This is a genomic window from Sphingopyxis terrae subsp. terrae NBRC 15098, from assembly GCF_001610975.1.
Taxonomy (GTDB): Bacteria; Pseudomonadota; Alphaproteobacteria; order Sphingomonadales; family Sphingomonadaceae; genus Sphingopyxis; species Sphingopyxis terrae_A.
This window is the reverse complement of sequence record NZ_CP013342.1, coordinates 1,976,865-2,000,254: the sequence shown is the minus strand read 5'-3', so window position 1 is coordinate 2,000,254 and position 23,390 is coordinate 1,976,865. Positions and strand designations below refer to the sequence as shown.

Here is a 23,390-nt window from a genome sequence, read left to right as displayed (position 1 = left end):
ATGAGCAAGGACAAGGCCCCCGAAGCAGCGCCCAAGAAGGGCGGCAAGATGAAGAAGCTGCTGGTGGTCGGCGTCGGCGGAACCGCGCTGATCGGCGCCGGCGCGGGCGCGGGCATCTATCTGGGTGGCGGCCTCGGCGAGCATAAGGCGACGCCGCAGGACAATTACCCCAAGTTGGTCGAGCGCAGCGAAAAGGAAGAAGCGGCCTCGGGCGAGGGCGGCGAAGGCGGCGGCGCGCCGCCGCTGAAGGTCGGCACCGTCTCCGTTCCCAACGATCATTACAAGGTCGATCCCCGCAAATATGAGATCACCTATTATCCGATCGAACAGCCCTTCACGACCAATCTGGCCGACGGATCGGGCTTTCTTCAGGTCGGGATCAGCCTGTCGACCTATTATGACGGCAAGCTGATCACCAACATCAAGCGGCAGGAGGTGCCGATCCGGTCGGCCGTCCTGATGACGCTTGCCGAACAGGATCCGGCGCTGCTTTCGACGTCGCAGGGCAAACAGCGGCTTCAACGCCAGTTGACCAATGCGATTAACCAAGTACTGCGCGACAAGGAGGGGTTCGGGGGCATCGACAATGTCTATTTCACAAGCTTGGTGATTCAGTGACGCTAAACGCCAAACCCGTAGCGGCCGCAGACGCCGCGGCGCGGCAGGAGGCCGACGCGCAGGCGTCGCTGCTGCTCCGCCGGTCGGAGGGCAGCTATGCCTTTCCGCTGCTCGACGCCGTGAGCAACCAGTTCGCGCGCAGCCTGCGCGATCTGGTGCGCGCTCTCGGCGCGCCGCTCGTGCAGATCGAGCGCGCGCCCGCCGAAGCGATGCGCTTTGCCGACTGGTGCGCCGTCGTCGAACCGGCGATTTTCTGGCGCTATCACGCGCCGCCGCTCAAGGGGCCGGTGCTGATCACCGGCGGCCGCGCGCTTGTCCTCCAGCTCGTCGACATCTTTTACGGCGGCAAGGGTCAGCCCGCGGGCGAGCGCGAGGATCTGACCGACGCCGAAGAACGCTTTGCCGCGCGCCTCGGCCGCGACATGGGGTTGCAGCTCGCCGCCGCGTGGCGCGACAAGCACCCGATCGATCCCGAACTCGATTTCGTCACCACCGAAAGCGCCAAGCTCGCCGCGGTGCGCGCCGACGACGAACTGCTCGTCCAGCGCTTCACGCTGCGCGGCGCGCCTTTCGATGGCAAGACCGTAATGTGCGCTTATCCGCAGGCGGCGCTGCGCGGAATCGCGGGGGCCGAACCGGTGCCCGAAATGCGCGACCTGCCGCAGACCGATCCCGTCTGGTCGAACGCGCTCAACAAGGCACTCAAGGACGTCCGCCTGCCCGTGCGTTCGGTCCTCGCGCGTCCCGAGATCAGCCTTGTCAAACTTCTGTCGCTCGAAGTCGGCGACATCATCCCCATCACCATGCCGCGCCAGGTGCCGGTGACCGTCGCCGGACGCAAATTCGCGCTCGGCAGCATCGGCGAAGCCAATGGCAACGCCGCCATCATGATCGATCAAATCGAAAAAGGACCGGACAATGACTGACCTCAGCGACGCGCCCGCAGCGCCGCAGCGCGACCGCCGCGAAGGCAAGACGATTGCCGCCGCCCCCAATTTCGACCTGCTCGCCGGCGTTTCGCTGCGTGTCTCGGTCGAGGTCGGATCGACTTCGATGACGCTCGCCGAGCTGCTCACGATGACCGAAGGCAGCGTGATCGAACTCGACCGCGCGGCGACCGACCTGCTGGACATCTATGCCAATGGCACGCTGATCGCGAAGGGCGAGATCGTCAGCGTCGAGGGCCGCTACGGTATCCAGGTCGCCGAAGTCGTCGCGCCCGACCGCGGCATCGCCGGCTTCGACCGGAGGGCCTGATGCTCGAATATATCCTGCGCCTGCTGATCCTGCTGCCGATCGTCGGCGGCATGGCCTGGGGCAGCCTGTGGCTGTGGAAGCGCGTCCAGATGGGCGTGCCGCTGGGCGGCGGCGCGAAACAGGATCGGCCGGTCGACCTTGTCGGCGTGCTCCCCCTCGGTCCGGGGTCGAAGCTCGCGGTGGTCGAATTTGCCGGGCAACAGATTTTGATCGCGGTATCGCGCAACGGCATCACGCGCCTTGCCGACAACAGCCAGGGCGATTTTCATGTCGACTGACGCCGCCCCGGCGCGCAGCCGCTGGCTGCGCCGCGCGGCGGTTGCCGGCGGCATCGCGCTGTTCGTCGCCGCGGCGCCCGCGGCGCATGCGCAGGCGGCGGACGGACTGACCCGCGCGGTCGGCGAAATCGGCGGCGACGGCCGCCCATTGAGCCTGTCGCTGCAGATCCTCCTGCTGATGAGCCTGCTGACGGTGCTGCCGTCGCTGCTCCTGATGATGACCAGCTTCACCCGCATCATCATCGTGCTGTCGATCCTGCGCCACGCACTCGGCCTGCAACAGACGCCGCCCAACCAGGTACTCGTCGGGCTCAGCCTCTTCCTGTCGCTATTCGTGATGCAGCCGGTGCTCAGCGAGGTGAACCGCGTCGCGATCACCCCTTATGGTCAGGAACAGATCGACATCGGCGAGGCGGTCGTCCGGTCGGGCGACGCGCTCCACGGCTTCATGATGAAGCAGACGCGCAAGACCGACCTGATGATGTTCGCCAAGATCGCCAAGGCGCCCGAATATGCGAGCCCGAAGGACGTCCCCTTTTCGATCCTGCTGCCCGCCTTCGTCACCAGCGAACTCAAGACCGCCTTCCAGATCGGCTTCCTGATCTTTCTGCCCTTTCTCGTCATCGACCTGATCGTCGCCTCGGCGCTCATGTCGCTCGGCATGATGATGCTGTCGCCGACGGTCATATCGATGCCGTTCAAGCTGCTGCTCTTCGTCCTCGTCGACGGCTGGGCGCTGACGATGGGGTCGCTCGCCTCATCGTTCGGGACATAGGGCGATGGAGGCCGATTATTTCATCGGTGTCGCACAGCAGGCGCTTTGGATTCTCGCGCTCGCCTCGGCGCCCATCCTGATTCCGGTGCTCGTCATCGGCGTGCTGCTTGGCATGGTCCAGGCGGCGACCTCGATCAACGAACAGACGCTCAGCTTCGTACCAAAGCTCATCATCACCGCCATCTGTCTGGCGATCTTCGGCAGCAGTATCCTGGTCCTGCTTACCGATTTCACCCGCGACCTGTTCGCCCAGATACCCAATCTGGTCCGATAGGGCCGCGATGAACCCGGCCGATATCCCGAATATCGAGGCGATGCTCCAGCTCTGGATGCTGGGGATGATCCGCCCCGGCGCCGCCTTTTTGGCCGCGCCGGTGTTCGGGGCGACCAACGTGCCGGTGCAGCTGCGCCTCGTTATCGCGCTCGCGGTCGGCGTTCCCGCGGTCGCGGCGTCGGGGCTCCATCTGCCGCCCGAAGGGCTCGTGTCCTTCACCGGCCTGCTTCTCGTCGCGGGCGAGGTCGTGATCGGCCTCGCGATCGGCTTCGTGCTCCAAATGGGTCTCGCCGCGGCACTGCTCGCGGGCGAGGCGATCAGCAACGCGATGGGCCTCGGCTTTGCGGCGATGGTCGATCCGATGAGCGGACAGATGAGCTCGGCGGTCGGCCAGTTCCTCTCGATGCTGGCCACCGCGCTGTTTTTGGCGGCGAACGGCCATCTGCTGCTCATCGAGATCATCGTGCAGAGCTATAATGCGCTGCCGCCGGGCAACGCCTTTCCCTCCTATGGCGCGATCGAAGGCATCTTGCGCTTCGGCAGCCTGATGTTCGCGGCGGGGCTGACCATCGCCCTGCCTGTCGGCTTCGTGCTGATCATGGTCCAGATGGTGATGGGCGTCATCGGGCGCTCGGCTCCGGCGATGAACCTGTTCGCCGTCGGCCTGCCGGCGACGCTGCTTGCCGGGGTCATCCTGCTCGGCATCGCGACCCCCGCAATGGCCGAGGCGATCGCCCGCTTCCTCTCCGACGCGCTCGACATGGCGCGCCTGCTCGCGGGGGGCTGACGATGGCCGAACAGTCGGACAAGGACCAGAAAACCGAACAGCCAACCCCGAAAAAGCGCGCCGATGCCGCACGCGAGGGCGATGTGCTGATGTCGCGCGAACTTGCGACCGCGCTGATGATGCTCGCGGGTGCCGGCTGGCTTTTTGCTGCGGGCGGCTGGCTCGTTCAGTCAGCGGGCGACCTCATGAAACGCGGCCTGACGCTCAACGCCGACGATGTCGCGCATTTTGCGCCGGGCGAAGCAGTGATGCGCAACGGGGTCGAGATTCTGCTGCCGCTCGGCAGCCTGTTCGCGCTCGCCTTCGTCGCCGCGATCGCCGCGCCCGCGATGCTCGGTTCGCTCGGCTGGCGCGGCAAGGCGCTCAATTTCAAGGGTAACCGCATCAATCCGCTGAACGGCCTCAAGCGCATCTTCGGGCCGCAGGGGTTGATCGAACTGGTCAAGTCGATCGCCAAGGTTCTGCTGCTGGGAACGATCGGCTATTGGCTGATCGCGGTCAATCTGCCCGCGATCATGACCATGGCGTCGACCGACCTCAATGCGGCGATCGGGCTCGCAGGCAGCGCCATCGGCCATTCGATGCTCGCTATGGCGGGCGGGCTGGTGGTGATCGCGCTGATCGACGTTCCCGCCCAATGGTATCAGCGCAACCGGCGGCTGATGATGACCAAGCAGGAAGTCAAAGAGGAGATGCGCCAGTCGGACGGCGCTCCCGAGCTCAAGCAGGCGCAGCGCCAGCGGGCGCATGAAATATTGAGCGGGTCGGCACGCAAGGCGGTGACCGACGCGACGGTCGTGCTCACCAACCCGACGCATTTCTCGGTCGCGCTGCGCTATCGCCCGGGCGTCGATGCGGCGCCGGTCGTCGTCGCCCGCGGGCGGGGCGATGTCGCGCTGGCAATCCGCGAGCTTGCCCGCGGCGCCGACATCCCGATCCTGGAATATCCGCAACTCGCCCGCGCCATCTATTTCACCGTGCGCGCCGGGCGGACGATCCCCGAAGAATTGTTCATCGCGGTCGCCACGATCCTGGCCTTCGTGTTCCAGCTCGAACGCGCGGTTGCCGAAGGACGCAGCCAGCCCGATGTCGAGATTCCGGTATCGCACCAATTCGATCCCGACGGGCGCCGGCAGGGCTGATTTCGCGCTTAATGTCGCGCGCGTGCGGCCGTTAAGAAGAGCGAAGGATATTTGCCATGGCTCTCACTTCCATTGCCAGTTCGCTCGGCGCCGGGTCGGGGATCGACATTCCCAAGCTTGTCGATGATCTTGCGGCTGCCTCGCGCGAGCCCAAGGTTACGCGGCTCTCGACGCTGGCGCAGCAGAATCAGGCGCGGATCAGCGCCGTATCGCAGGCGCGATCGAACCTTGAAGGCTTTGCCGATTCGCTGGCGCAGATGGTGTCCGACGGCACCTTGCGCAGTACGCCGACGGTTTCGGACGAAAGCGTGATTTCGGCAACGACGCGCGCCGGTATCAACGCCGACAGCTTCTCGGCGACGGTGGTCGTCGACCAGCTTGCCCGGGCGCAGACCGCCTATTCGGCGGTGGTCGCCGACAAGACGGCGGCGATCGGGACCGGCACGATGACGCTCAGCGTCGGCGGCACCGACCATGTGATTACAATCGACGGCACGAACAACAGCCTCGAAGGGCTGGCAAAAGCGATCAACGCCAGCGGCAGCGGCGTATCGGCCTCGATCGTGTCCGACACTGGCGGCAGCCGGATCGTGCTCAAGGGCGCGACGGGAGCGGCGAACAGCTTCACGCTGACTGCCGACGCGGGCGCCGATCCGGCGCTCGCGGCGTTCGGCTATGGTGCGGGCGGCGGCATGACGCTGGGCCAATCGGCGACCGATGCCCAATTCACGATCGACGGCGTGGCCTATAGCCGCAGTTCCAATATCGTCGACGACGTGATTCCCGGCATGTCGCTCACGCTTAAAAAGGCATCGCCAGGCCAGGAGGTGGATGTAGGGGCAAGTCGCCCGCTCGATATGATCCGGCAGACGGTGAAGGATTTTGTCGACGTCTACAACCAGCTCAAGAAGAGCATCACCGATGCCGCCGCGATGTCGGGTGACACGCGCGGCCTGCGCGAGCTCGAGGGCCAGCTGCGCGGCATGATGTCGCAAACACTGACCAGCAGCGGCACCTATACGACGCTCGCCGACATCGGCATCTACACGAACAAGGACGGCCTGCTTGCCGTCGATCAAACCCGGCTGGAAACCGCCCTGACGACCGACGCCGGCGCGGTCGAAGCATTGTTCAATCCGCCGCGCGATGGCGCGCATACCGACGTCAGCGATCCGGGCATCGCCGGTGTGCTTGACGCTCTGCGCGACAAGGCCGTGGGGACAGGCGGTGTGATCGATCGCGTCACCAGGACGCTCGATGCCAAGAGCAAGGATCTTGCCGACGAGCTCGACAAGGTCAACGAGCGCGAAGACGCCTATCGCGCGCGGCTGGAGAAAAAATACAGCACGCTCGACGCAAAGCTGGCAGCCTTCAAGGCGACCCAGGCCTATCTGGAACAGCAGATCCAGATGTGGAACAACCAGAACAGCAATAACTAAGGGTTTTCGCCGTGCCTGCCACCGCCTCGATCGTCCGCGCCACCGGCACCTACCGCCGGCTGCAGCAGGAAAGCCGTGCCGAGGGCGCCGACCCGGTCGAGCTCGTCGCCATGCTCTATGACGAGCTCGAAACGGCCGTTGGCGTGCTCGGATCGATGGCGCGGCAGGGACAGCGCGTCTCCGCCACCGACCCCGCGCACCGCGCGCGCGCGATCCTGATCGGACTCGACGCCAATCTCGATCATAGCGCGGGCGGCGATGTCGCCGCGGCGCTGTCGCGCGTCTATCGCAGTATGCGCCGCAAGCTCGATGAGGCGATCGCCGCCAATCGCGAAGACGGTTTTGCCGAGGTACTCGACGGCATCCGTACGATTGCCGAGGCTTGGCGCCAGCTTCGCTGACGCGCCCGCGTCGTCTCTTCATTATCGATCGGTAAAAAAGGGTTCGGCACCGGCCGCGGCCCGCGCCGTCGCTATAAGTGGGGACAAGCGACGACTGGGGTGGGGTGCGACCGGTGCCGAATTCAGCGGCGCCGAAACTGGTGGGGTAGTTTTCAGGCGGCCTGCTGCTGAACTCCATATTTGCGCATCTTTTCGATCAGCGTCGTGCGCTTGAGCGACAGGAGGCGGGCAGCCTCCGAAATGATGCCGTCGGCAAGGTCGAGCGCGACGTGAATCTGTTCCAGTTCGATCGTCTCGATCTCGCGCTTGAGGTCGATCGGCTGACCCGGCGCGGGCTTTTTCGCCTGCGCGCCGGCGGCCGCCGGGATGTCCAGCCCGCCGGCTGGTACCGCGACCGTACCCGTGGGGAGGATCGGCCGCGGTGCCAGCGCTGCGGTGGGGTTCAAAAGCATCGCGACATCGTCGCAGCCGAGCGTTTCTCCGCCGAACAGGACGCTGGCACGCTCGACGAAGTTACGCAGTTCGCGGACATTGCCCGGCCAGCGATGCTGCATCAGCATCGCGATCGCAGCGTCATCATAGCGGCACTTGGCGTCGGCCGGCATCTTGCGCTGGAAATGGCGGATCAGCGCGGGAATATCCTCGACGCGGCTTGCGAGACTCGGCACCTGCAGGACGACGACGCCCAGGCGGAAGAAAAGATCTTCGCGGAATTTGCCCTCGGCGATCGCCGCGCCCAGATCCTGGTGCGTGGCCGAAATGACGCGGACATCGACCGGGCGGACCTCGCTGCTGCCGACGCGAACGATGGTGCGTTCCTCGAGCACGCGGAGCAGCTTGACCTGCATGTCGAAGCGCATGTCGCCGATTTCGTCGAGGAAGAGCGTACCGCCGCTGGCGACTTCGAAATGACCGATACGGCGCGCCGTGGCGCCAGTGAACGAGCCCTTTTCGTGACCGAAAAGTTCGGATTCGATGAGTTCGCTGGGGATAGCACCGCAGTTGATTGCGGCGAAGGCCTTGCCAGCGCGGACGCCTTCGTCGTGGATGGCGCGGGCAACCAGTTCCTTGCCCGATCCCGATGGACCGCACAGCATGACCGAGGCGTTCGATCGCGCCACCCGGCGGATCATCTCGCGCAGCTGGCTGACCGCCGGGCTGTTGCCGATGATCAGCGCTTCGAGCGCTGCGTTATTGCCCTTGTTCTGCCCCACCTCAGTCATTTTCGTCTCCATGGCGCCCCCCATGGCGCCTTTCCGATGAGCCGAGAGATTGAGGAAAATGGTAAACGAAAGATTATCCAGACTATTACAACCCATTGAAAATAAAGCGTTATTGCCAATATGGTAGCAATGGTGGCGCAATTGCGCTGTTAAGGATTTATCTTACTGCCAATCTGGCACTAATATTTGGCCGCGCTGCCCCAGCCGAGCGTGATCGAAATGCGCCGGTTGCGCGGGTCGAAGCGATTCGACGGGACATAGGGTTCGCGATCGGCGACCCCTTCAATGCGCGAGAAGCGGTTTGAATCGATCCCGCGGAACTGGAGATAGTTGCGCACCACCTCCGCCCGGTCGACCGACAGCCGCCAGTTGTTGGTGCCCGCGCCTGCCGACCAGGGTGCCGCATCAGTGTGACCGCGGATCATCAGCTGGTTCGGCACGCCCCCGATCGCCTCGGCCACTTCCTGGAACAGCCGCACGCCTTCAGGGGTGAGCTGGCTCGTTCCCATCGTGAACATCGAGAAGTCGGCATCGTCGACGACGTCGATGCGCATGCCGTCGATGGTCTGGGTAAAGCGCAGGTTGCGCGCGAGGCGGCGCAGATCACCCTTGCGCTGGACGCGCTCGGCGAGCGATTTCGCGACCTGCTGGAACTTCTTGGTTTCCTGTTCGCGGCCCGAAGCCTCTTTGGGTCCGCCGACAACGTCGCGCGGGATCGTGATCGACCGCGTTCCCGTCTGCCCGGCGCGATGCGGATAATTGTCGGCCGAAACGATCGAATCGCCGCCGAACATGCCGTTGGACCCGGCGCTTTCCTGCTTGGTCTGGACGATCGTCGGCGCGAAATAGTCGGCAAGCGCCTTGCGCTGCTTTTCGGTGGTGGCGCCGAGCAGCCACATGAGCAGGAAGAAGGCCATCATCGCGGTCACGAAGTCGGCATAGGCGACCTTCCACGCACCGCCATGGTGGCCGCCATGGCCCCCCTCGATCACCTTTTTGACGATGATCGGCCGCGGCGGCGTGTTGGGACGCGCGGCCATCAGCGGCCCCGCATTCCGTCAAAGACCTCGGCGAAGCTCGGCTGGTTCGAATGTTCGACACCCGAACGCGCTGCTTCGATGACGAGCGGCTGCGGGTGGCCGTGGAGCGATGCGATGATGAGCTGCTTCACCGTGTGATAGATGGCGCCGTCGCTTTCGATCACGCTTTTCGCGCGCGTCGCGAACGGGCCGACGAGCCCGTAGGCGAGCAACACGCCGAGGAAGGTGCCGACGAGCGCCGAACCGATCATTCCGCCCAGAATTTCCGGCGGCTTGTCGATCGAGCCCATCGTCTTCACCACGCCAAGCACCGCCGCGACGATGCCGAGCGCGGGGAGCGCGTCGGCGAGATTCTGCAAGCCGTCGGCCGGCTTCATCGCGTGGTGGTGGTGGTTCTTCACCGCATTGTCCATCACGTCCTCGACCGCGTGCGGATCGAGCGTTCCCGACGACACGACGACCAGGCGCAACGTATCGCAGATCAGGTGGACGAGCGTGCTGTCCTTGAGCAGCCTGGGATATTGCTGGAAGATGGGGGAGCTTTTGGGGTCTTCGATATGCGGTTCGACCGCGACCGGGCCTTCGGTGCGCATCATCTTCATCAGCGAGGACACGAGCAGGATGACGTCGAGATAATCCTGCTTCTTGTACTGCGGCCCCTTGAACACCTTGCCGAGCCCGCCGGCGAGCGCCTTCAGGTCGGCGCCCGAATTGCCGATGATCAGCGATCCGACTGCGGCGCCGCCGATGATGAGCATTTCGTGCGGCAGCGCGTGCATGACGGGACCAAGATTGCCGCCCGTCAGCGCAAAACCCCCGAACACCAGCAGGATCAGTACGACGATGCCGATTACGGGAAACATGCGCGCTCAACTCCATCCGGACCCGCCCGGGGTCCGCCTAAACAGGGACGTCTCTTATGCTTAACGGCAGCGGCGCCGGAAACTTGAGGCCGCTCAGCTCAAAAGATCGAACAAACTCTGCCGGTTGATCTTGGCAAAGGCCGCCTGCGCGGCGCCGAGCGTCAAATCGGCAGCGTTGAGCTGCGCGATCGCAACCGAAAGATCGGTATCCTCGACCGACGAGCGTTCATCGGCCAGCGTCACGCCGCGCGCCGCAAGACTGTCGCCGATCCGCTCGAGGCGGCCGGCGCCGAGGCCTATGGCCGCGTTCTGGTCTGCGGTGTGGTTGATTGCGGTGTCGAGAGCGGTCATCGCCCCACCCATCGCCGTCTTGTCGCCTGCCGCCACCGCGGCCGCGGCATCGCGGACGAAAGTCGACAGGCTCGTCCCGCTGACGGCCAGGGCATCGGCCGCAGATGGCACCGGGACGAATACCGTGTCCGAATCGAACCGCATTGCGCGCGCATTGCCGGTTGCGAAAAGCGGTTCGCCGTTCGCATCGCGCGTCGCGGCCAGCCCGTCGATCTGGTCGGCAATCGCGCTCAATTCCGCGGCGATCGTCGCGCGATCCGCCGGACTCGCGGTGCCGCTCGCCGCATTGAGCGTGAGTTCCCGAGCGCGGGTGAGCAGATCGCTCGTCGATTGCAGAACACCGTCGGCCTGCGCAGCGAGCGCCTTGCCGGTGTTGATGTTGGTCGCCCAGGTGTCCATCGCCGCCTGGGTCTTGCCGATCGTCGCGATCCGTTTCGACGCCACGACATCGTCGGACATGCGCTGGAGCCGCTTGCCGGTCGAAACCTGGATCTGCAGCTTTTCGATCTGTTCGGCGAGCTTTGACTGGCGCGCGATCTCGCGCGTCATGCGGTTGCCGGTGGCGTTAATCATCGTTCTGCCCCTTGTGGCTCATGGCCCCAAATCCTTCGCCTACACCGCGTTCAGCAGCGCCTGCATCGTGTCGCGCGCGACCTGGATCGTGCGCGCCGCCGCCGAATAGGCTTGCTGGAAACGCAGCAGATCGGCCGCCTCGCGGTCGAGATCGATTTCGCTGACCGCGCTGCGTGCCGCCGAGGCGGCGTCGCGGCGGGTCGTCGCAGCGGCGTCCTGCGCGCGCGCCGATGCGGTCGCCTGCGCCTGCGTCGCCATATGCGCCGCCCAGGCGCTTTCGGGATCGTTCGACCCGCGCATCCCGCCGATCGCAAGCATATTGCCGTTGCTGCTCGTCGCATCGGCCGCCGCGACCTGTGCGGTCGTCAACGGCGCCGCGGCCAGTGTCGCAGCGCTGCCGACGCCAGCGAACAGCGGCTGGCCCGGATTGCCATTGGCATCGACGCCCGCCTGGTGCGCGGCATTGACCTGGTTCGCGAACTGCGCCGACATGGTGTCGAGCCCTGCGCGCTGGTCAGCGACATGGTTCGCCGCCTCAGCCAGTCCGGCGAGCGAGCCCGTCGCGGTCGTGAACGGCGATCCGCCGATACTGTAGGACAGCCGGCCGTCGGCCGCAGCGCTGACCGAAATCGGCGTCACGACGCCGCCGCCGACCAGCGTATCGCCGGTCGCCGTTGCGGTCAGCGTCACCGCGCCATGGCTGTCGAAACTCGCGGTGACGCCGGCCTGCGTCGAAAGCTCGTCGAGCAACCGGTCGCGCTCGTCGAGCAGCGATGCCTCGTTGGTCGATCCCGGGCGCGCCTTGCGCAGCCCGATGTTGATCTGTTCGAGGGCGTTCAAATTGGTGTTGAAGCTATCGACTTCGCCCGCCGCGGCGCTCGAAATCCCGTCGGCCATGCTCGAAAGCTGGCCCGCCGCGGTGCGGAAGCCCGACGCGACATCGTCGACCGATTGCAGAAACTGCGCCCGCAGCGTCGGGTTCGACGGATCGGCGGTGAGCAGATCGGCAGTGTTGAACAGCTTGCCCAGCCCGGTCGCGATCCCGTTCGAATCGTCGCTCATTGCGGCCTCGACCTTGTTCATCCAGTCGAGTTTGGTCGCCGAGCGCTCGGCGTCGCCCGACGAAATGCGCGAATCCTGAATGAGCCACTGGTCGACCGAGCGCGTCACGCCCTGGATCGCCACGCCGCCCGGCTTGATCGAACTGCGATAGAGCGGCATGTTGCTCGCCGCCTGATTCTCGACCAGTTCAAGTGTACGCCGCGCATAGCCGGGCGTCTGCGCGTTGGCGATATTGTCGCCGATCGTCGACAGCGCGCGCGAATAGGCGCGCAGGCCGCTGGCGCCGATATTGAGAAGGTCGCTCACTGCGCGCCTCCGACCCGGGCGCGGAACTGCGCCTCGACCATGTCGGCGATGCCGAACTGGCGCATTGAGGCAATGCTGTCCGCGGTCTTGGCGTCGGCCATTTCGCGGAAATTGTCAGTCGCACTCGATCCGAAGATGTCGTCGCCCAGCTTGGCCTGCCGCATCGACGAGAGGAGTTGACGCAGGATGACTGCCTCGAAGGATTCGGCCGCCTTGCGCAGTCCGCCGTCGCCGCTGCCGGGGGCGGCGCTGGCGGCGGGGGCGCCGATCGAAGAAAGAGGTGTCGTCATATGATCACCAGTTCCGCAGTGAGCGCGCCGGCCTGGCTCAGCGCCTCGAGGATGGCGACAAGGTCGCCGGGAGGAACGCCCATGCGATTGATCGCATCGACGAGCTCGGAAAGCGATGCGGTGGGCTTCACCATCATCACCGGACGATATTCCTGGTCGACGCCGATCTCGCTCGACTGTTCGACCGTCGTTTCCCCGCGGCTGAACGGTGCAGGCTGCACCACCGTGGGCGATTCCTTGACCGAGACGGAGAGCTTGCCCTGCGTCACCGCCGCGGTGCCGACCCGAACCGCACCGTTGATAACGACCGTTCCGGTGCGCGCATTAACAATGACTCTGGCGGGCGGTTCGGCGCGGATAACCTCGAGATTCTCGATTCGGGACATCAGGCGCATGCGATCGTCGCCGCTGCCGCCGGCGCGAATCGAGATGCTCGCACCATCGAGCATCGTCGCCGCACCCGGCCCGACCGCACGGTTGATCGCATCGGTTACGCGCTGCGCGTTGGTCGCATCGAACTGGTGGAGGTTGAAGGTCAGCTGGTCGCCATAGGCAAATCCCGTATCGACCGCGCGCTCGACTGTCGCGCCGCCGGCGATCCGTCCGCTCGACGGCACATTGACCGTCAGCTTGGAACCGTCGGCGGCGTCGACCCCCAGACCGCCGATGACGAGGTTGCCCTGCGCCATCGCGTAAATCTGTCCGTCCGCGCCATAGAGCGGCGCAAGCACCAGCGTGCCGCCGCGCAGGCTCTTGGCCTTGCCGATCGCCGACACGGTGATGTCGAGCCGTTGACCAGGCTTGGAAAAGGGCGGAAGTTCGGCGGTGACCATCACCGCAGCCGCATTTTTGAGCGCCGGGTTAACCCCTGCAGGAAGCGTCATGCCAAAGCGCGACATTGCGCCCTTCATCCCTAGCGTCGAATAATCGAGGCTGTCGTCGCCCGTTCCGGCGAGGCCCACGACGATGCCATAGCCGGTAAGCTGGTTGGCGCGCAGGCCCTGGAACTGGCCCATGTCCTTGATCCGCTCGGCCGACGCCGGCGCCGCGAAGGCGAAGCCCGCGATCAGCAGGAGGAAGAGGGCGAGAAGGGTGGGACGCTTGGTCACGGCACTATCCTTTAAAAAGGCGTTCAGAAGGGGCTGATGATCGAGAAGAAACGCTGCAGCCAGCCCTGCTTGCTGGCGCGGGCGATCTCGCCCTTGCCGACGTAGCGGATCGTCGCGTTGGCGACGCGGGTCGACAGGACGCGGTTGTCGGGGCCGATGTCGATCGGCCGCACGAGGCCAGAGATCTGGACGCGCTCGTCGCCGCGATTGAGCGTCAGCAGCTTTTCGCCGCGCACCAGCATCATCCCGTTGGGATAGACTTCGGCGACGGTGACGCTGATCTCGCCCGACAGCGCGTTCGACTGGGCGGCATCGCCCTTGCCCTTGAACTGCTGGTCGCCGCTCGCGCCGATGTCGCTGGGCGAAAAGAGCGACAGGGGACCGGTCGATGGCGGGGTCAGGCCGATGCTGCCGCCGCGCTGCGTCGTCGCGCTGTTGCTCTTGGTCGCCGCGGTGCGTTCGACGAGCTGGATCGTGACGATGTCGCCGACCCGGCCGGCGCGGCCACCCGAGGTGAGCGGCGTATAGCCCCCTTGGAAGATTGCACCGTTGGGCGTCGGCGGCGGCGCGGGATCGACGGGCATCGCGACGGCAAAGGCGTCGGGTGCAAGCTTGTCCTTCGCCTGCGCAGCGCCCGGTGCCAGCGTGCCGAAGGGCAGCAGCAGCGCCGATGCGAGGAGCAGGGCCTTAGAGCGTTTGCGTGGCATTTTTCATCATCTCGTCGGTGGCCTGGATCATCTTCGAATTGACTTCGTAGGCGCGCTGCGTCTCGATCATGTCGACCAGTTCCTCGACGACATTGACGTTCGATCCTTCGAGCATGCCCGACCGCAGGATGCCGCGGCCCTCCTCGCCTGCAGCGCCGACCTGCGGTGCGCCCGAAGCGGCGGTTTCGACGAGCATATTGTCGCCGATCGCCTGCAGGCCCGACGGATTGACGAAGCGCGCGATTTCGATGCGGCCGAGCTCGGTTGCCTCGGCCTGGCCGGGAACGGTCGCCGAGACGGTGCCGTCGGCTCCGACCGACACGCCGGTCGCGCCTTCAGGAACCTGGATGTTGGGCTGCAGCGGCTTGCCGTCGGGCGTGACGATCGTGCCATCGGCCGACATGGTGAAATTGCCGGCGCGGGTATAGCCGGTGCGGCCGTCGGGCAGCAGCACCTGAAAGAAGCCGGCGCCTTCGATCGCCATGTCGAGCCCGTTGCCCGTGGCGTTGAGCGAACCCTGCGTATCGATGCGCGCGGTGCCACCCAGTTCGACGCCGGTGCCGAGGTTGAGGCCGGTCGCGTAGCGGTTTTCCGACGACGACGGCGCACCCGGCTGGGTCATCATCTGATAGCCCAGCGTTTCGAAATTGGCGCGGTCGCGCTTGAAGCCCGTGGTGTTCACGTTGGCGAGGTTGTTCGCGATCACCTGCATCCGGAAGCCCTGGGCATCCAGACCGGTCCGCGCGACGTGCAAGGCACCGAAGCTCATTGTCTATTCTCCTTAACGGGGGAGCTGCATCAGGTTCGCGGTCGCGCTGTCCATGTCGCGCGCGTCGCTGATGAGCTTGAGTTGCGAATCCCAGCTGCGGCTCGCCTCGATCATCTCGACGAGAGCGCTGGTGGCGGCGACGTTCGATCCCTCGAGCGACCGCGTGACGACGCGCGCTTCGGGATCGTCGGGCAGGATGCCGCCGCCCTTGACGCGGAAAAGATTGTCGAGCCCCTTGACGATGTCCGATCCCGCGGGGGTCGTCAGACGCAGTCGGTCGACTTCCTGCGGGTTCTGCGGATCGCCGCCCGTGGGCACGACCCAGATGCGCCCTTCGCTGTCGATGCTGACCTTGTCGGCGGGCGGAATGGTCACCGGGCCCTGCGCCCCCTGGACGGGGTGGCCGTCGCCGGTGGTGAGCAGCCCGCTCGCCGAAACCTGCAGATCGCCGCGGCGCGTATAGGCTTCTTCGCCATTTTCGGCCTGCACGACGAGAAGCGCGTCGCCGGTCACCGCGACGTCGAGGTCGCGGCCGGTGGCGAATACCGCACCGGCGCGCATGTCGGCGCCGATCACTTCCTCCGACGACATGGCACGGGCATTGACGCCGCTGCCCTGAAGCCAGAGCGACTGCGCCTCCGCCATGTCGCCGCGAAAGCCGGGCGTCTGAGCATTGGCAAGATTGTTGGCGATCGCCGTCTGCCGGGCCTGGCTGCCCCGCATCGCGGTGAGGCTGGTGTAGATGAGACGGTCCATCTTCTGGCTCCCGGCAGACGGCTAATCGGAAATTACGAACGCATGTTGATCAGGGTCTGCGTCAGCGTCGACGCGCCCTCGATCGCTTTCGCGTTCGCCTGGAAGTTGCGCTGGGCGGCGATCAGCAGCACCAGCTCTTCGGTGATGTCGACGTTCGAGCGTTCGAGCGCGCCCGAGCGGATCGTACCCATCGGGCCGTTGGTCGCGGCGTCGATCGTCGGCTGGCCGCTTTCGCCCGTCGACTGGTAATGCGCGTCGCCGACGGGGCGCAGCCCTTCCATCGAGGGGAAGCTCGCCATCGCGACCTTGCCGAGCACCTGGCCCTCGCCATTGGCGAAGGTCGCGGTCACAAGGCCGTCGAGGCCGACCGACACATTGACCAGCGCCGAGGTCGGATCCGACGGCGCGCCCGCGGGGAGCACGAAGTCGGTCATGCCGGCAAGCGTGCGGTCGGTGACATTGCCCGACGCATCTACCGGGAGCAGCTGCAGCTTCTGGCCGGTGGTGTCCACGATATGGCCGTCATCAGTCGGGGTGAAGGCGCCGTTGCGGGTGTAGGTCACCTGCTCGCGCGGCGGCTCGCCCTTGACGACGAACATGCCTTCGCCCGCGATCGCGAGATCGAGCGTCTTTTCGCTCGCCTCGAGCGTACCCTGCGTGAACTGCTGGATGATGCCGTTCAGGCGCTGGCCCTGACCTGCGACCATGCGCGTCGACTGGGTCGGCGACGAGGCGAACAGATCGCCGAACTGGGCGCGGCTGCGCTTGAAGCCCGTCGAGCTGGCGTTGGCGATATTGTTCGAGATGACCGACATGTCGGTCTGGGCACCCTTGAGGCCCGAAAGCGAAGTATAGAATGACATGGACTTATCCTTCCTGCGTGGTCGATTGAGTGGCTGCGGCGGCCGCCGCGGCGGCGTCCTGAGCGGTCTTGATGTCCTGAAGCAGCGCGGTCTGCGCCGTGAGCTGGTCCGAGATCGTCTTCAGCGTCGTGTTGGTTTCGGTGACGCCGGCCAGGCTCGAGAATTGCGCCATCTGCGCAACCATCTGCTGGTTGTCGACGGGGTTGAACGGGTCCTGCTGCGACAGCTGAGCGGTCATCAGCCGCAGGAAATCCTGCTGGCCGAGCTGGGTGCCGCTGTTCTTCGGCACCACCGTGATATTGCTTCCGTTAACGGCAGAGGTGGTCGTCATGGCTTATTGTCCCAACCGCAGCGTTTCGTTGATCAGGCCCTTTGCGGTTTCGAGGACCTGGACGTTGTTCTGATACTGGCGAGCCGTCTCGACCATCTCGACCAGTTCGGCGGCGCTATCGACCGCGGCCTCCCAGACGTTGCCGTCCTTGTCGGCGAGCGGGTTCGACGGGTCGTGCCGTTTCGACGGGGCCATTTTGCTGACCGTCACCTGGTCGACCGCGACGGTCGCGCGCCCCGCGCCGTCCATGACGGTGCGGAACACGGGCTTCAGCGAACGGAAGGCTTCCTTTTCGCTGCCCGCGACCGTGCCGGCGTTGGCCAGGTTCGATGCCGTTGTGTTGAGGCGGACTAGCTGCGCCGACATGGCGCGGCCGCTGATGTCGAAGATCGAGAGCGCGCTCATCGTCATTCGCCCTTCAGCGCGCGCGTCAACGTGCCGATCCGGCCCTGCAGAAAGGACAGGCTCGAGCGGTAGGCGAGCGCGTTTTCGGCAAAGGCGGTCTGTTCAGTCGCCATTTCGACGGTGTTTCCGTCGAGCGAGGCCTGCACCGGCACGCGGTAGGCGATGGCGCCTTCGATCGCGCCGTCGGTCGATGCGCCCTGCTGGGCCAGATCGAGCGCCTTGGTAAAATCAAGGTCGCGCGCCTTGTAATTGGGGGTCGCGGCGTTGGCGATGTTCGACGCGAGCATCATCATGCGCTGGCTGCGCAGCTGGAGCGCTGTCGCATGCAGGCCAAAGAGCTTCTCGGATGCCATCATCACTTTCCTTCGCAAGCCACCTTTCGGTAGCGGGCCTTCGCTTGCCGCCATCAAGTGGCGGGCTTCGATCCGTCGCCCCGCCTCGCTGCCGGCGGTCCGGCGCAGGGGCGCGATGAATCACCAAGGCATGATGCAATCGCCGTGCCAAATTGCATTATCGCTTGTTTTTCAGTGCTCTGGGGCAACGTGGCGGCGGGAGCAGGCCCGGCCCGCCAGGCGCTCGTCAAAAGATTGACGGCAATGGGTGCGCAGGCCGCAAATTCGGCGGTTGCCCGCGATTGGCACGCATCCTGCACCGTGACCGGCGACAAAGGACCAGCAAAGGAGATTGGGTCATGTATCGCAGGACGATCGCTGCCCTCGCCGCCGGCATCGCGATGGCGCCCGCCGCAACCGCGCAGCAGGCGACCGAGGATTGGCAGACCATCGACACGCTGACCGCGATGGTCGCAAATGCGATGGGGCGTACCGCGACACCGATCGACCGGCGCATCAAGCTGGCGCGCTGCCCCGAACAGGCATCGATCACCGCGATCGACAGCCAGACGCTCGCTGTGCGCTGCGAATCGCTTGGCTGGCGCTTGCGGGTGCCGATGGCGGCGCAGGCGGGCGCGGCGACCTCCGCCGTCTTCGCCCGCTCCGCCCCGGCCGCCGCGCCGGTCATCCGCCGCGGCGACAATGTCCGCGTCTCGATCGACACCGACAGCTTTTCGGTAAGCTACAACGCCATCGCGACCGAAGACGGCCGCGTCGGCGAAACGATTGCCCTGCGCGGCAATGACGCGAAAAACATGATCAGCGCCACCGTCACCGGTCCGGGCCGCGCGAGCCTTCAGGACTGATTTTCAATCAGTTAAGCCCCACTGGCCCGGTGGTTGTCGATTTTTCGACGCCGCCGGGCCTCTTTTTTTAATTTTTTGGCAACCCGCCCCTTAAAGCGCCGCCCCACCCGCCGTTAAAGGCTCTGAAGCAGTGCCGTCGATTTTCCGACGGTGCATGATGGAGGCTAAGATGGCAGGTGACGACAAACTCGTCCTGCAGGTCGGCGGTGTCACGCGAGCGACACCCGTGCGCAGGACGGCAAGCGGTTCCATCGCTTCGGCGAATCCGCGCACGACGGCCCAGCCCGCTCCGACGGCGGTGCCCGTCGCGCGGCTGATCAGCCTTGCCAACGAAATGGCCGCGCAGGAGCCGCCGGTGGACTATGCCCGTATCGCATCGCTGCGCGCCGCCATTGCGAGCGGCGAATATAGCGTCGATCCCGTCGCGATCGCCAAGTCGATGGCGCTTTTCCACAGCACGGGCGGCAATTCGTGATGATCGAACAGATGCACGAAGTTCAGGCCAAGCTCGATTTGCTCGTCGGCGCGCTCGACGGGCATGATGCCGGGGCGATCGTGTCGGCGACCGAGGATCTGGCGACGGCGGTCATCCTGTTTCGCGGCGCCGGCGTTCCGGCGGGCAGCGAAATGCAGGCACGGGCGCTGATCGGCAAGACGCTGGGCCAGCTCGAAGCGGCCGCGATCCGTATCAATGTCCTGAAGAACTGGACGCGTCAGAGGATTGACATGAACCATGCAATCCGCGGCACGCAACCCAGAGGCCCCGCTTTAACCTATTGATAAGCAAGATTTTCGGGGGCTTTCCTGGAAATGGCACGATGATTGCTTCTCTCCTGCTGAAACAGCGGAACAGAGGCAATGAACGCAATCAACAACCCCCAGGCAGCGAACCGGATCGCCGCACCCGTCATGGATGCGGTGCAGACGGCGTCGGCGCGCACGGGGGTCGATTTCGACTATCTGGTCGATGTCGCCCGCGTCGAAAGCCGCTTCAATCCCGGCGCCAAGGCCGCAACCTCGTCGGCGCGCGGCCTCTATCAGTTCACCAATCAGACCTGGCTCGCAACGCTCGAACGCCACGGCGCCAATCACGGGCTCGCCTGGGCGGCCGACGCGATCCGCCGCGATGGCGCGGGCCGCCTGTCGGTCAGCGATCCGGCGCTGCGCAACCAGATCATGGCGCTGCGCGACGATCCCTTTGCCGCATCGAACATGGCGGCGGCGCTGACCGCCGATAATCGCGAGTTCCTCGAAAGCCGGATGGGCCGCACCGCCGAACCGGTCGATCTCTACCTCGCGCATTTCCTTGGCAGCGCGGGGGCCGCGCGCTTTCTGACCGCGCTCGACGCGAACCCCGACCAGCCGGGCGCCACGCTGTTGCCCGAAGCCGCTGCGGCAAACCGTCCGATCTTTTATGCGCCCGACGGCAGCATGCGCAGCGTCGGCGAGATCCGCCATCTGTTCCGCGCCAAGCTCGACGCCGGCGGCGGGGCACCGCTGCCCGCCGCGGCAGCGCCCGTTTCGACATGGCGCAGCGCCGCAACCAGTTTTTCGGGCGAAGCCGCCGGACGGCCGCCGCTACCGATGATGGATATTCAACCCATGCCCAGGAAATTGTCGATGGACTTTGCCGCCAGTGCCTATCAGCGGCTCGCTTCGCTGTCGGGAGACACCGCATGACCGGGCTCGACGTCCGCAATGCGGCGCGCTTCGCGACTGCCGCGGCACTGCCCGCGGCGATGCTGATTCTCGTCGCGTTGATGGTGATCCCGGTCACGCCGATCATCCTCGACATCAGCTTCATCGGCAATATCATGATCAGCCTCGCGATCCTGATGGTCGCGCTGTCTGCGTCGAAGCCGCTCGATTTTTCCGCCTTTCCGACCGTCTTGCTGCTCGCGACGCTGTTCCGTCTCGCCCTCAACGTCGCCTCGACGCGCGTCGTGCTGGTCCACGGCCACGAAGGCACGTCAGCGGCGGGCCATGTGATCGAAGCGTTCGGCCAGGTGCTGATCGGCGGCGACTATGTCGTCGGCCTGTTCGTCTTCGGCGTGCTGATGATCATCAACCTTGTCGTCATCACCAAGGGCGCAGGGCGCGTGTCCGAAGTGTCGGCGCGCTTCACCCTCGACGCCCTGCCTGGCAAGCAGATGGCGATCGACGCCGATCTCAACGCCGGCCTGCTGACCCCCGACGAAGCCAAGGCGCGGCGTCAGGAAGTCGCTACCGAGGCCGATTTCTACGGCTCGATGGACGGTGCGTCGAAATTCGTGAAGGGCGACGCGGTCGCCGGCCTGCTCATCCTGTTCGTCAATATCGTCGGCGGCCTGATCCTGGGCATGTTCAGCCACGGCCTGTCCTTCTCGCAGGCGGGCAGCACCTATGTCACGCTGGCGATCGGCGACGCGCTCGTCGCCCAGATTCCGGCGTTGCTGCTCTCGATCGCGGCCGCCGCCATCGTCACGCGCGTGTCGTCGCCCCACAACCTGTCGGGCCAGATCGGCAGCCAGTTCGCTTCCCCCCATGTATGGATGGCGGTCGGCGGTATCCTGTTCATCCTCGGCCTTGTCCCCGCAATGCCGCAGATGCTGATCCTGCCTGCTGCGGCGCTGGCCTTCACCATCGGCTGGCAACTCCGGCGCGCAGCGGCCGAAGTCGCTGCCCAGCCCGAACCCGCGGCCCCGGCGCCCGACCCTCATCATATCGAGTGGGCGGATGTCAGCGACATCGGCCCGTGCCAGCTCGAAATCGGCTATGCACTCGTCAGCTTGGTCGACGAACGCAAGGGCGCGCCGCTGATGACGCGGATCACCGGTATCCGGCGCCAGTTGTCGAAGGAACTCGGCTTCGTCGTGCCGCCGGTTAAGGTCGCCGACGACCTGTCGCTGCCCGGCAACGTCTATCGCATCTCGATCGCCGGGGTGATCGTCGGCGAGGACGAGGTCTTCCCGAACGAAATGCTCGCGCTCGATTCGGGCGAACTGGTGACCAAGGTGACGGGCCGCCCCTGCAAGGATCCGACCTTCGGCCTCGACGCGCTGTGGATTCCCAAAAGCGCGCAGAATGACGCGATCGCGGCGGGCTATACCGTCGTCGATCCCGCCACGGTCGTCGCGACGCACCTCAACAACAGCATCATCGCTTCGGCCGCCGAACTGTTCGGCATCGACGATGCCCAGTCGCTGATCGACAATCTCAAGACCCATTATCCGCAGCTTGCGGCGAACCTCAGCCCCCAGGGCTATGCGCTGCCGCGCGTCGCCGCGCTGTGCAAGGCGCTGCTCATCGAGCGCGTGCCGCTGCGCGACTTCCGCAAGATTGCGGAGGCTATGGTCGCGCTCGTCGGCCAGCAGCTCGGCGATGGCGACCTGATCGAAGCGGTGCGCCAGCGCATCGGCGCGCTGATCGTCCAGACGATCGTGCCGAGCCGCATGCCGCTGCCTGTCGTGACCTTCACCCCCGATATCGAAGTGCTGCTCAATCAGGCGGTGCGCGCAAATCCGGGCGCCGAATGGCCGTTCGAACATGGCATGGCGATGAAGATCGTCGAACAGATCGGCCAGGCGGTCGAGCCGCTGCTGCTCCAGACGCGTAGCTTCGCGCTCGTCGCCTCCCCCATCTGTCGCCCGGCGCTGTCGCGGCTGGTGCGCGCGACATTCCCCGATGTTGCGGTGATCTCCTACCTCGAAATCCCGGCGACCAAGGCAACCGAAATCGTCGCGACGATCGGTGCCGATCAACCGCGGCTGACCAGCGGCGAAGAAGCCTATCAGAAGGACGAGCCCCATGAAAATTGAGCCCGCCGAGCAATTTGCGGGAAAGACCGCGCACGCCCTGCGGCCGCAAGGCTATGGCGAGAATGTCGAGGCGCTGATCGCCGAACATGCGCCGCTCGTGCGCAAGATCGCCTGGCAGGTTCATTCGCGCGTGTCGCGGACGAGCGATCTTGAGGATCTGATCCAAGTCGGGCTGATCGCGCTGATCGAAGCGAGCCGTACCTATGAAGAGCGCGGCTTCGCCTTCACCACCTATGCATCCACGCGGATTCGCGGCGCAATGATCGACCAGCAGCGGCGCGAGGCCGATGTCGGGCGCGCCGCGATGGCGGCCGCCAAGCGGCTCGCGGCGACGCGCGCCGCGCTCGAACAACAGCTGATGCGGGCGCCGGGCGCCGCCGAAATGGCCAAAGCGATGGGGATGGGTGCCGAGGAATATTTCGAGTTCGAACGCAGCGCGACGCACGGCCGCTCGACCTCGCTCGACGAAATGATGAACGAAGGCGATTTCCTGTTCGCCGACGACCGGCTCGGCGCCGGCGAGCTGCTCGAACAGGAAGGAATGCTCGACGCGCTGCGCGCCTGCATCGGGCGCCTGTCGGACCGCGAACAGATGGTCCTGCAGCTCTATTTCTTCGAAGAGCTCAATCTGCAGGAAATCGGGCTGACGCTCGACGTCAGCGCGGCGCGGGTCTGCCAGATCAAGCGCGACGCGATGGCCAGGATCGACCGCATGATGCGCGAAATGACCGAATGACGCGAACGGCCGGATGCGGCGGCGACCAGCAGAAGCCGCA

At 65.5% G+C, this 23,390-nt stretch carries 30 protein-coding genes; 16 read left to right on the top strand and 14 right to left on the bottom strand.

Annotated elements, in window-relative coordinates:
- From AOA14_RS09685 to AOA14_RS09640, 10 genes are read left to right on the top strand one after another with little or no spacing between them, the layout of a single operon-like run.
- The gene (locus AOA14_RS09685; RefSeq protein WP_062901632.1) at positions 1-618 is read left to right on the top strand and encodes a flagellar basal body-associated FliL family protein; all 618 of its coding nucleotides are present in this window, start codon (positions 1-3) and stop codon (positions 616-618) included.
- The gene (locus AOA14_RS09680) at positions 615-1,544 is read left to right on the top strand and encodes a flagellar motor switch protein FliM (protein ID WP_062901631.1); all 930 of its coding nucleotides are present in this window, start codon (positions 615-617) and stop codon (positions 1,542-1,544) included. The genes AOA14_RS09685 and AOA14_RS09680 overlap by 4 nt, the downstream gene beginning before the upstream one ends.
- A complete protein-coding gene (gene fliN / locus AOA14_RS09675; protein WP_003041437.1) occupies positions 1,537-1,875 on the top strand; it encodes a flagellar motor switch protein FliN in 339 nt (112 codons plus the stop codon). The genes AOA14_RS09680 and fliN overlap by 8 nt, the downstream gene beginning before the upstream one ends.
- A complete protein-coding gene (locus tag AOA14_RS09670) occupies positions 1,875-2,153 on the top strand; it encodes a flagellar biosynthetic protein FliO (protein WP_003041439.1) in 279 nt (92 codons plus the stop codon). Before fliN ends, AOA14_RS09670 begins: the two co-directional genes overlap by 1 nt.
- The gene (gene fliP / locus AOA14_RS09665; RefSeq protein WP_062766124.1) at positions 2,143-2,928 is read left to right on the top strand and encodes a flagellar type III secretion system pore protein FliP; all 786 of its coding nucleotides are present in this window, start codon (positions 2,143-2,145) and stop codon (positions 2,926-2,928) included. The genes AOA14_RS09670 and fliP overlap by 11 nt, the downstream gene beginning before the upstream one ends.
- Positions 2,929-2,932: 4 nt before the next feature.
- Positions 2,933-3,202: a flagellar biosynthetic protein FliQ gene (locus AOA14_RS09660; protein WP_058812234.1), complete on the top strand. Its 270-nt coding sequence runs from the start codon at positions 2,933-2,935 to the stop codon at positions 3,200-3,202.
- A gap of 7 nt (positions 3,203-3,209) precedes the next feature.
- On the top strand, positions 3,210-3,989 hold the full coding sequence (fliR, locus tag AOA14_RS09655) for a flagellar biosynthetic protein FliR (RefSeq protein ID WP_003041447.1): 780 nt from the start codon (positions 3,210-3,212) through the stop codon (positions 3,987-3,989).
- A gap of 2 nt (positions 3,990-3,991) precedes the next feature.
- A complete protein-coding gene (gene flhB, locus AOA14_RS09650; protein ID WP_062901630.1) occupies positions 3,992-5,131 on the top strand; it encodes a flagellar type III secretion system protein FlhB in 1,140 nt (379 codons plus the stop codon).
- Positions 5,132-5,187: 56 nt separating this feature from the next.
- The gene (gene fliD, locus AOA14_RS09645; RefSeq protein WP_062901629.1) at positions 5,188-6,570 is read left to right on the top strand and encodes a flagellar filament capping protein FliD; all 1,383 of its coding nucleotides are present in this window, start codon (positions 5,188-5,190) and stop codon (positions 6,568-6,570) included.
- A gap of 11 nt (positions 6,571-6,581) precedes the next feature.
- A complete protein-coding gene (locus AOA14_RS09640; RefSeq protein WP_062766132.1) occupies positions 6,582-6,971 on the top strand; it encodes a flagellar export chaperone FliS in 390 nt (129 codons plus the stop codon).
- A 152-nt stretch (positions 6,972-7,123) separates the two neighbouring features.
- Here AOA14_RS09640 and AOA14_RS09635 read toward each other — a convergent pair whose 3' ends face one another.
- The 14 genes from AOA14_RS09635 to flgB form a co-directional block, all read right to left on the bottom strand.
- On the bottom strand, positions 7,124-8,194 hold the full coding sequence (locus AOA14_RS09635) for a sigma-54 interaction domain-containing protein (RefSeq protein ID WP_120694154.1): 1,071 nt from the start codon (positions 8,192-8,194) through the stop codon (positions 7,124-7,126).
- 179 nt (positions 8,195-8,373) lie between these two features.
- Positions 8,374-9,234 carry a flagellar motor protein MotB gene (locus AOA14_RS09630; protein ID WP_062901628.1) on the bottom strand — a complete coding sequence of 287 codons (861 nt, stop codon included), beginning with the start codon at positions 9,232-9,234 and terminating at the stop codon, positions 8,374-8,376.
- The gene (motA, locus tag AOA14_RS09625) at positions 9,234-10,097 is read right to left on the bottom strand and encodes a flagellar motor stator protein MotA (protein ID WP_003041465.1); all 864 of its coding nucleotides are present in this window, start codon (positions 10,095-10,097) and stop codon (positions 9,234-9,236) included. Before motA ends, AOA14_RS09630 begins: the two co-directional genes overlap by 1 nt.
- 93 nt (positions 10,098-10,190) lie before the next feature.
- Positions 10,191-11,021 (bottom strand): flagellin N-terminal helical domain-containing protein, encoded by an 831-nt coding sequence (locus tag AOA14_RS09620; RefSeq protein ID WP_062901627.1) that lies wholly within the window; start codon positions 11,019-11,021, stop codon positions 10,191-10,193.
- A 39-nt stretch (positions 11,022-11,060) separates the two neighbouring features.
- Entirely contained in the window at positions 11,061-12,389 is a 1,329-nt protein-coding gene (gene flgK / locus AOA14_RS09615; protein ID WP_062766134.1) for a flagellar hook-associated protein FlgK, read from the bottom strand.
- Positions 12,386-12,679: a rod-binding protein gene (locus tag AOA14_RS09610; protein ID WP_082819888.1), complete on the bottom strand. Its 294-nt coding sequence runs from the start codon at positions 12,677-12,679 to the stop codon at positions 12,386-12,388. The genes flgK and AOA14_RS09610 overlap by 4 nt, the downstream gene beginning before the upstream one ends.
- Positions 12,676-13,788, bottom strand: coding sequence for a flagellar basal body P-ring protein FlgI (locus AOA14_RS09605; protein ID WP_062901626.1), 1,113 nt, complete (start codon positions 13,786-13,788; stop codon positions 12,676-12,678). Before AOA14_RS09605 ends, AOA14_RS09610 begins: the two co-directional genes overlap by 4 nt.
- Positions 13,789-13,811: 23 nt before the next feature.
- Complete coding sequence (locus AOA14_RS09600; RefSeq protein WP_062901625.1) at positions 13,812-14,495, bottom strand: flagellar basal body L-ring protein FlgH; 684 nt, start codon at positions 14,493-14,495, stop codon at positions 13,812-13,814.
- Positions 14,476-15,264 (bottom strand): flagellar basal-body rod protein FlgG, encoded by a 789-nt coding sequence (gene flgG / locus AOA14_RS09595; protein WP_062901624.1) that lies wholly within the window; start codon positions 15,262-15,264, stop codon positions 14,476-14,478. The genes AOA14_RS09600 and flgG overlap by 20 nt, the downstream gene beginning before the upstream one ends.
- 12 nt (positions 15,265-15,276) lie before the next feature.
- A complete protein-coding gene (gene flgF / locus AOA14_RS09590) occupies positions 15,277-16,020 on the bottom strand; it encodes a flagellar basal-body rod protein FlgF (protein ID WP_062901623.1) in 744 nt (247 codons plus the stop codon).
- Between the two features lie 32 nt (positions 16,021-16,052).
- Entirely contained in the window at positions 16,053-16,883 is an 831-nt protein-coding gene (locus tag AOA14_RS09585; RefSeq protein WP_003041489.1) for a flagellar hook-basal body complex protein, read from the bottom strand.
- Positions 16,884-16,887: 4 nt separating this feature from the next.
- Complete coding sequence (locus tag AOA14_RS09580) at positions 16,888-17,214, bottom strand: flagellar hook assembly protein FlgD (protein ID WP_003041492.1); 327 nt, start codon at positions 17,212-17,214, stop codon at positions 16,888-16,890.
- Between the two features lie 3 nt (positions 17,215-17,217).
- Entirely contained in the window at positions 17,218-17,625 is a 408-nt protein-coding gene (flgC, locus tag AOA14_RS09575) for a flagellar basal body rod protein FlgC (protein ID WP_003041494.1), read from the bottom strand.
- Complete coding sequence (gene flgB / locus AOA14_RS09570; protein WP_062766137.1) at positions 17,622-17,975, bottom strand: flagellar basal body rod protein FlgB; 354 nt, start codon at positions 17,973-17,975, stop codon at positions 17,622-17,624. Before flgB ends, flgC begins: the two co-directional genes overlap by 4 nt.
- 335 nt (positions 17,976-18,310) lie before the next feature.
- Here flgB and AOA14_RS09565 point away from each other — a divergent pair, with 335 nt between their 5' ends.
- The 6 genes from AOA14_RS09565 (at position 18,311) to AOA14_RS09540 (ending at position 23,350) form a co-directional block, all read left to right on the top strand.
- Entirely contained in the window at positions 18,311-18,817 is a 507-nt protein-coding gene (locus AOA14_RS09565) for a flagella basal body P-ring formation protein FlgA (RefSeq protein WP_062901622.1), read from the top strand.
- Positions 18,818-18,986: 169 nt separating this feature from the next.
- Positions 18,987-19,292, top strand: a complete 306-nt coding sequence (flgM, locus tag AOA14_RS09560) for a flagellar biosynthesis anti-sigma factor FlgM (protein WP_062901621.1) — start codon at positions 18,987-18,989, stop codon at positions 19,290-19,292.
- Positions 19,292-19,597 carry a hypothetical protein gene (locus AOA14_RS09555; protein ID WP_058812243.1) on the top strand — a complete coding sequence of 102 codons (306 nt, stop codon included), beginning with the start codon at positions 19,292-19,294 and terminating at the stop codon, positions 19,595-19,597. Before flgM ends, AOA14_RS09555 begins: the two co-directional genes overlap by 1 nt.
- A gap of 78 nt (positions 19,598-19,675) precedes the next feature.
- Positions 19,676-20,497 carry a transglycosylase SLT domain-containing protein gene (locus AOA14_RS09550; protein ID WP_062901620.1) on the top strand — a complete coding sequence of 274 codons (822 nt, stop codon included), beginning with the start codon at positions 19,676-19,678 and terminating at the stop codon, positions 20,495-20,497.
- Positions 20,494-22,614, top strand: a complete 2,121-nt coding sequence (gene flhA / locus AOA14_RS09545; RefSeq protein ID WP_058812245.1) for a flagellar biosynthesis protein FlhA — start codon at positions 20,494-20,496, stop codon at positions 22,612-22,614. The genes AOA14_RS09550 and flhA overlap by 4 nt, the downstream gene beginning before the upstream one ends.
- Positions 22,604-23,350 (top strand): sigma-70 family RNA polymerase sigma factor, encoded by a 747-nt coding sequence (locus AOA14_RS09540; RefSeq protein WP_062901619.1) that lies wholly within the window; start codon positions 22,604-22,606, stop codon positions 23,348-23,350. The genes flhA and AOA14_RS09540 overlap by 11 nt, the downstream gene beginning before the upstream one ends.
- Positions 23,351-23,390 lie beyond the last annotated feature (40 nt).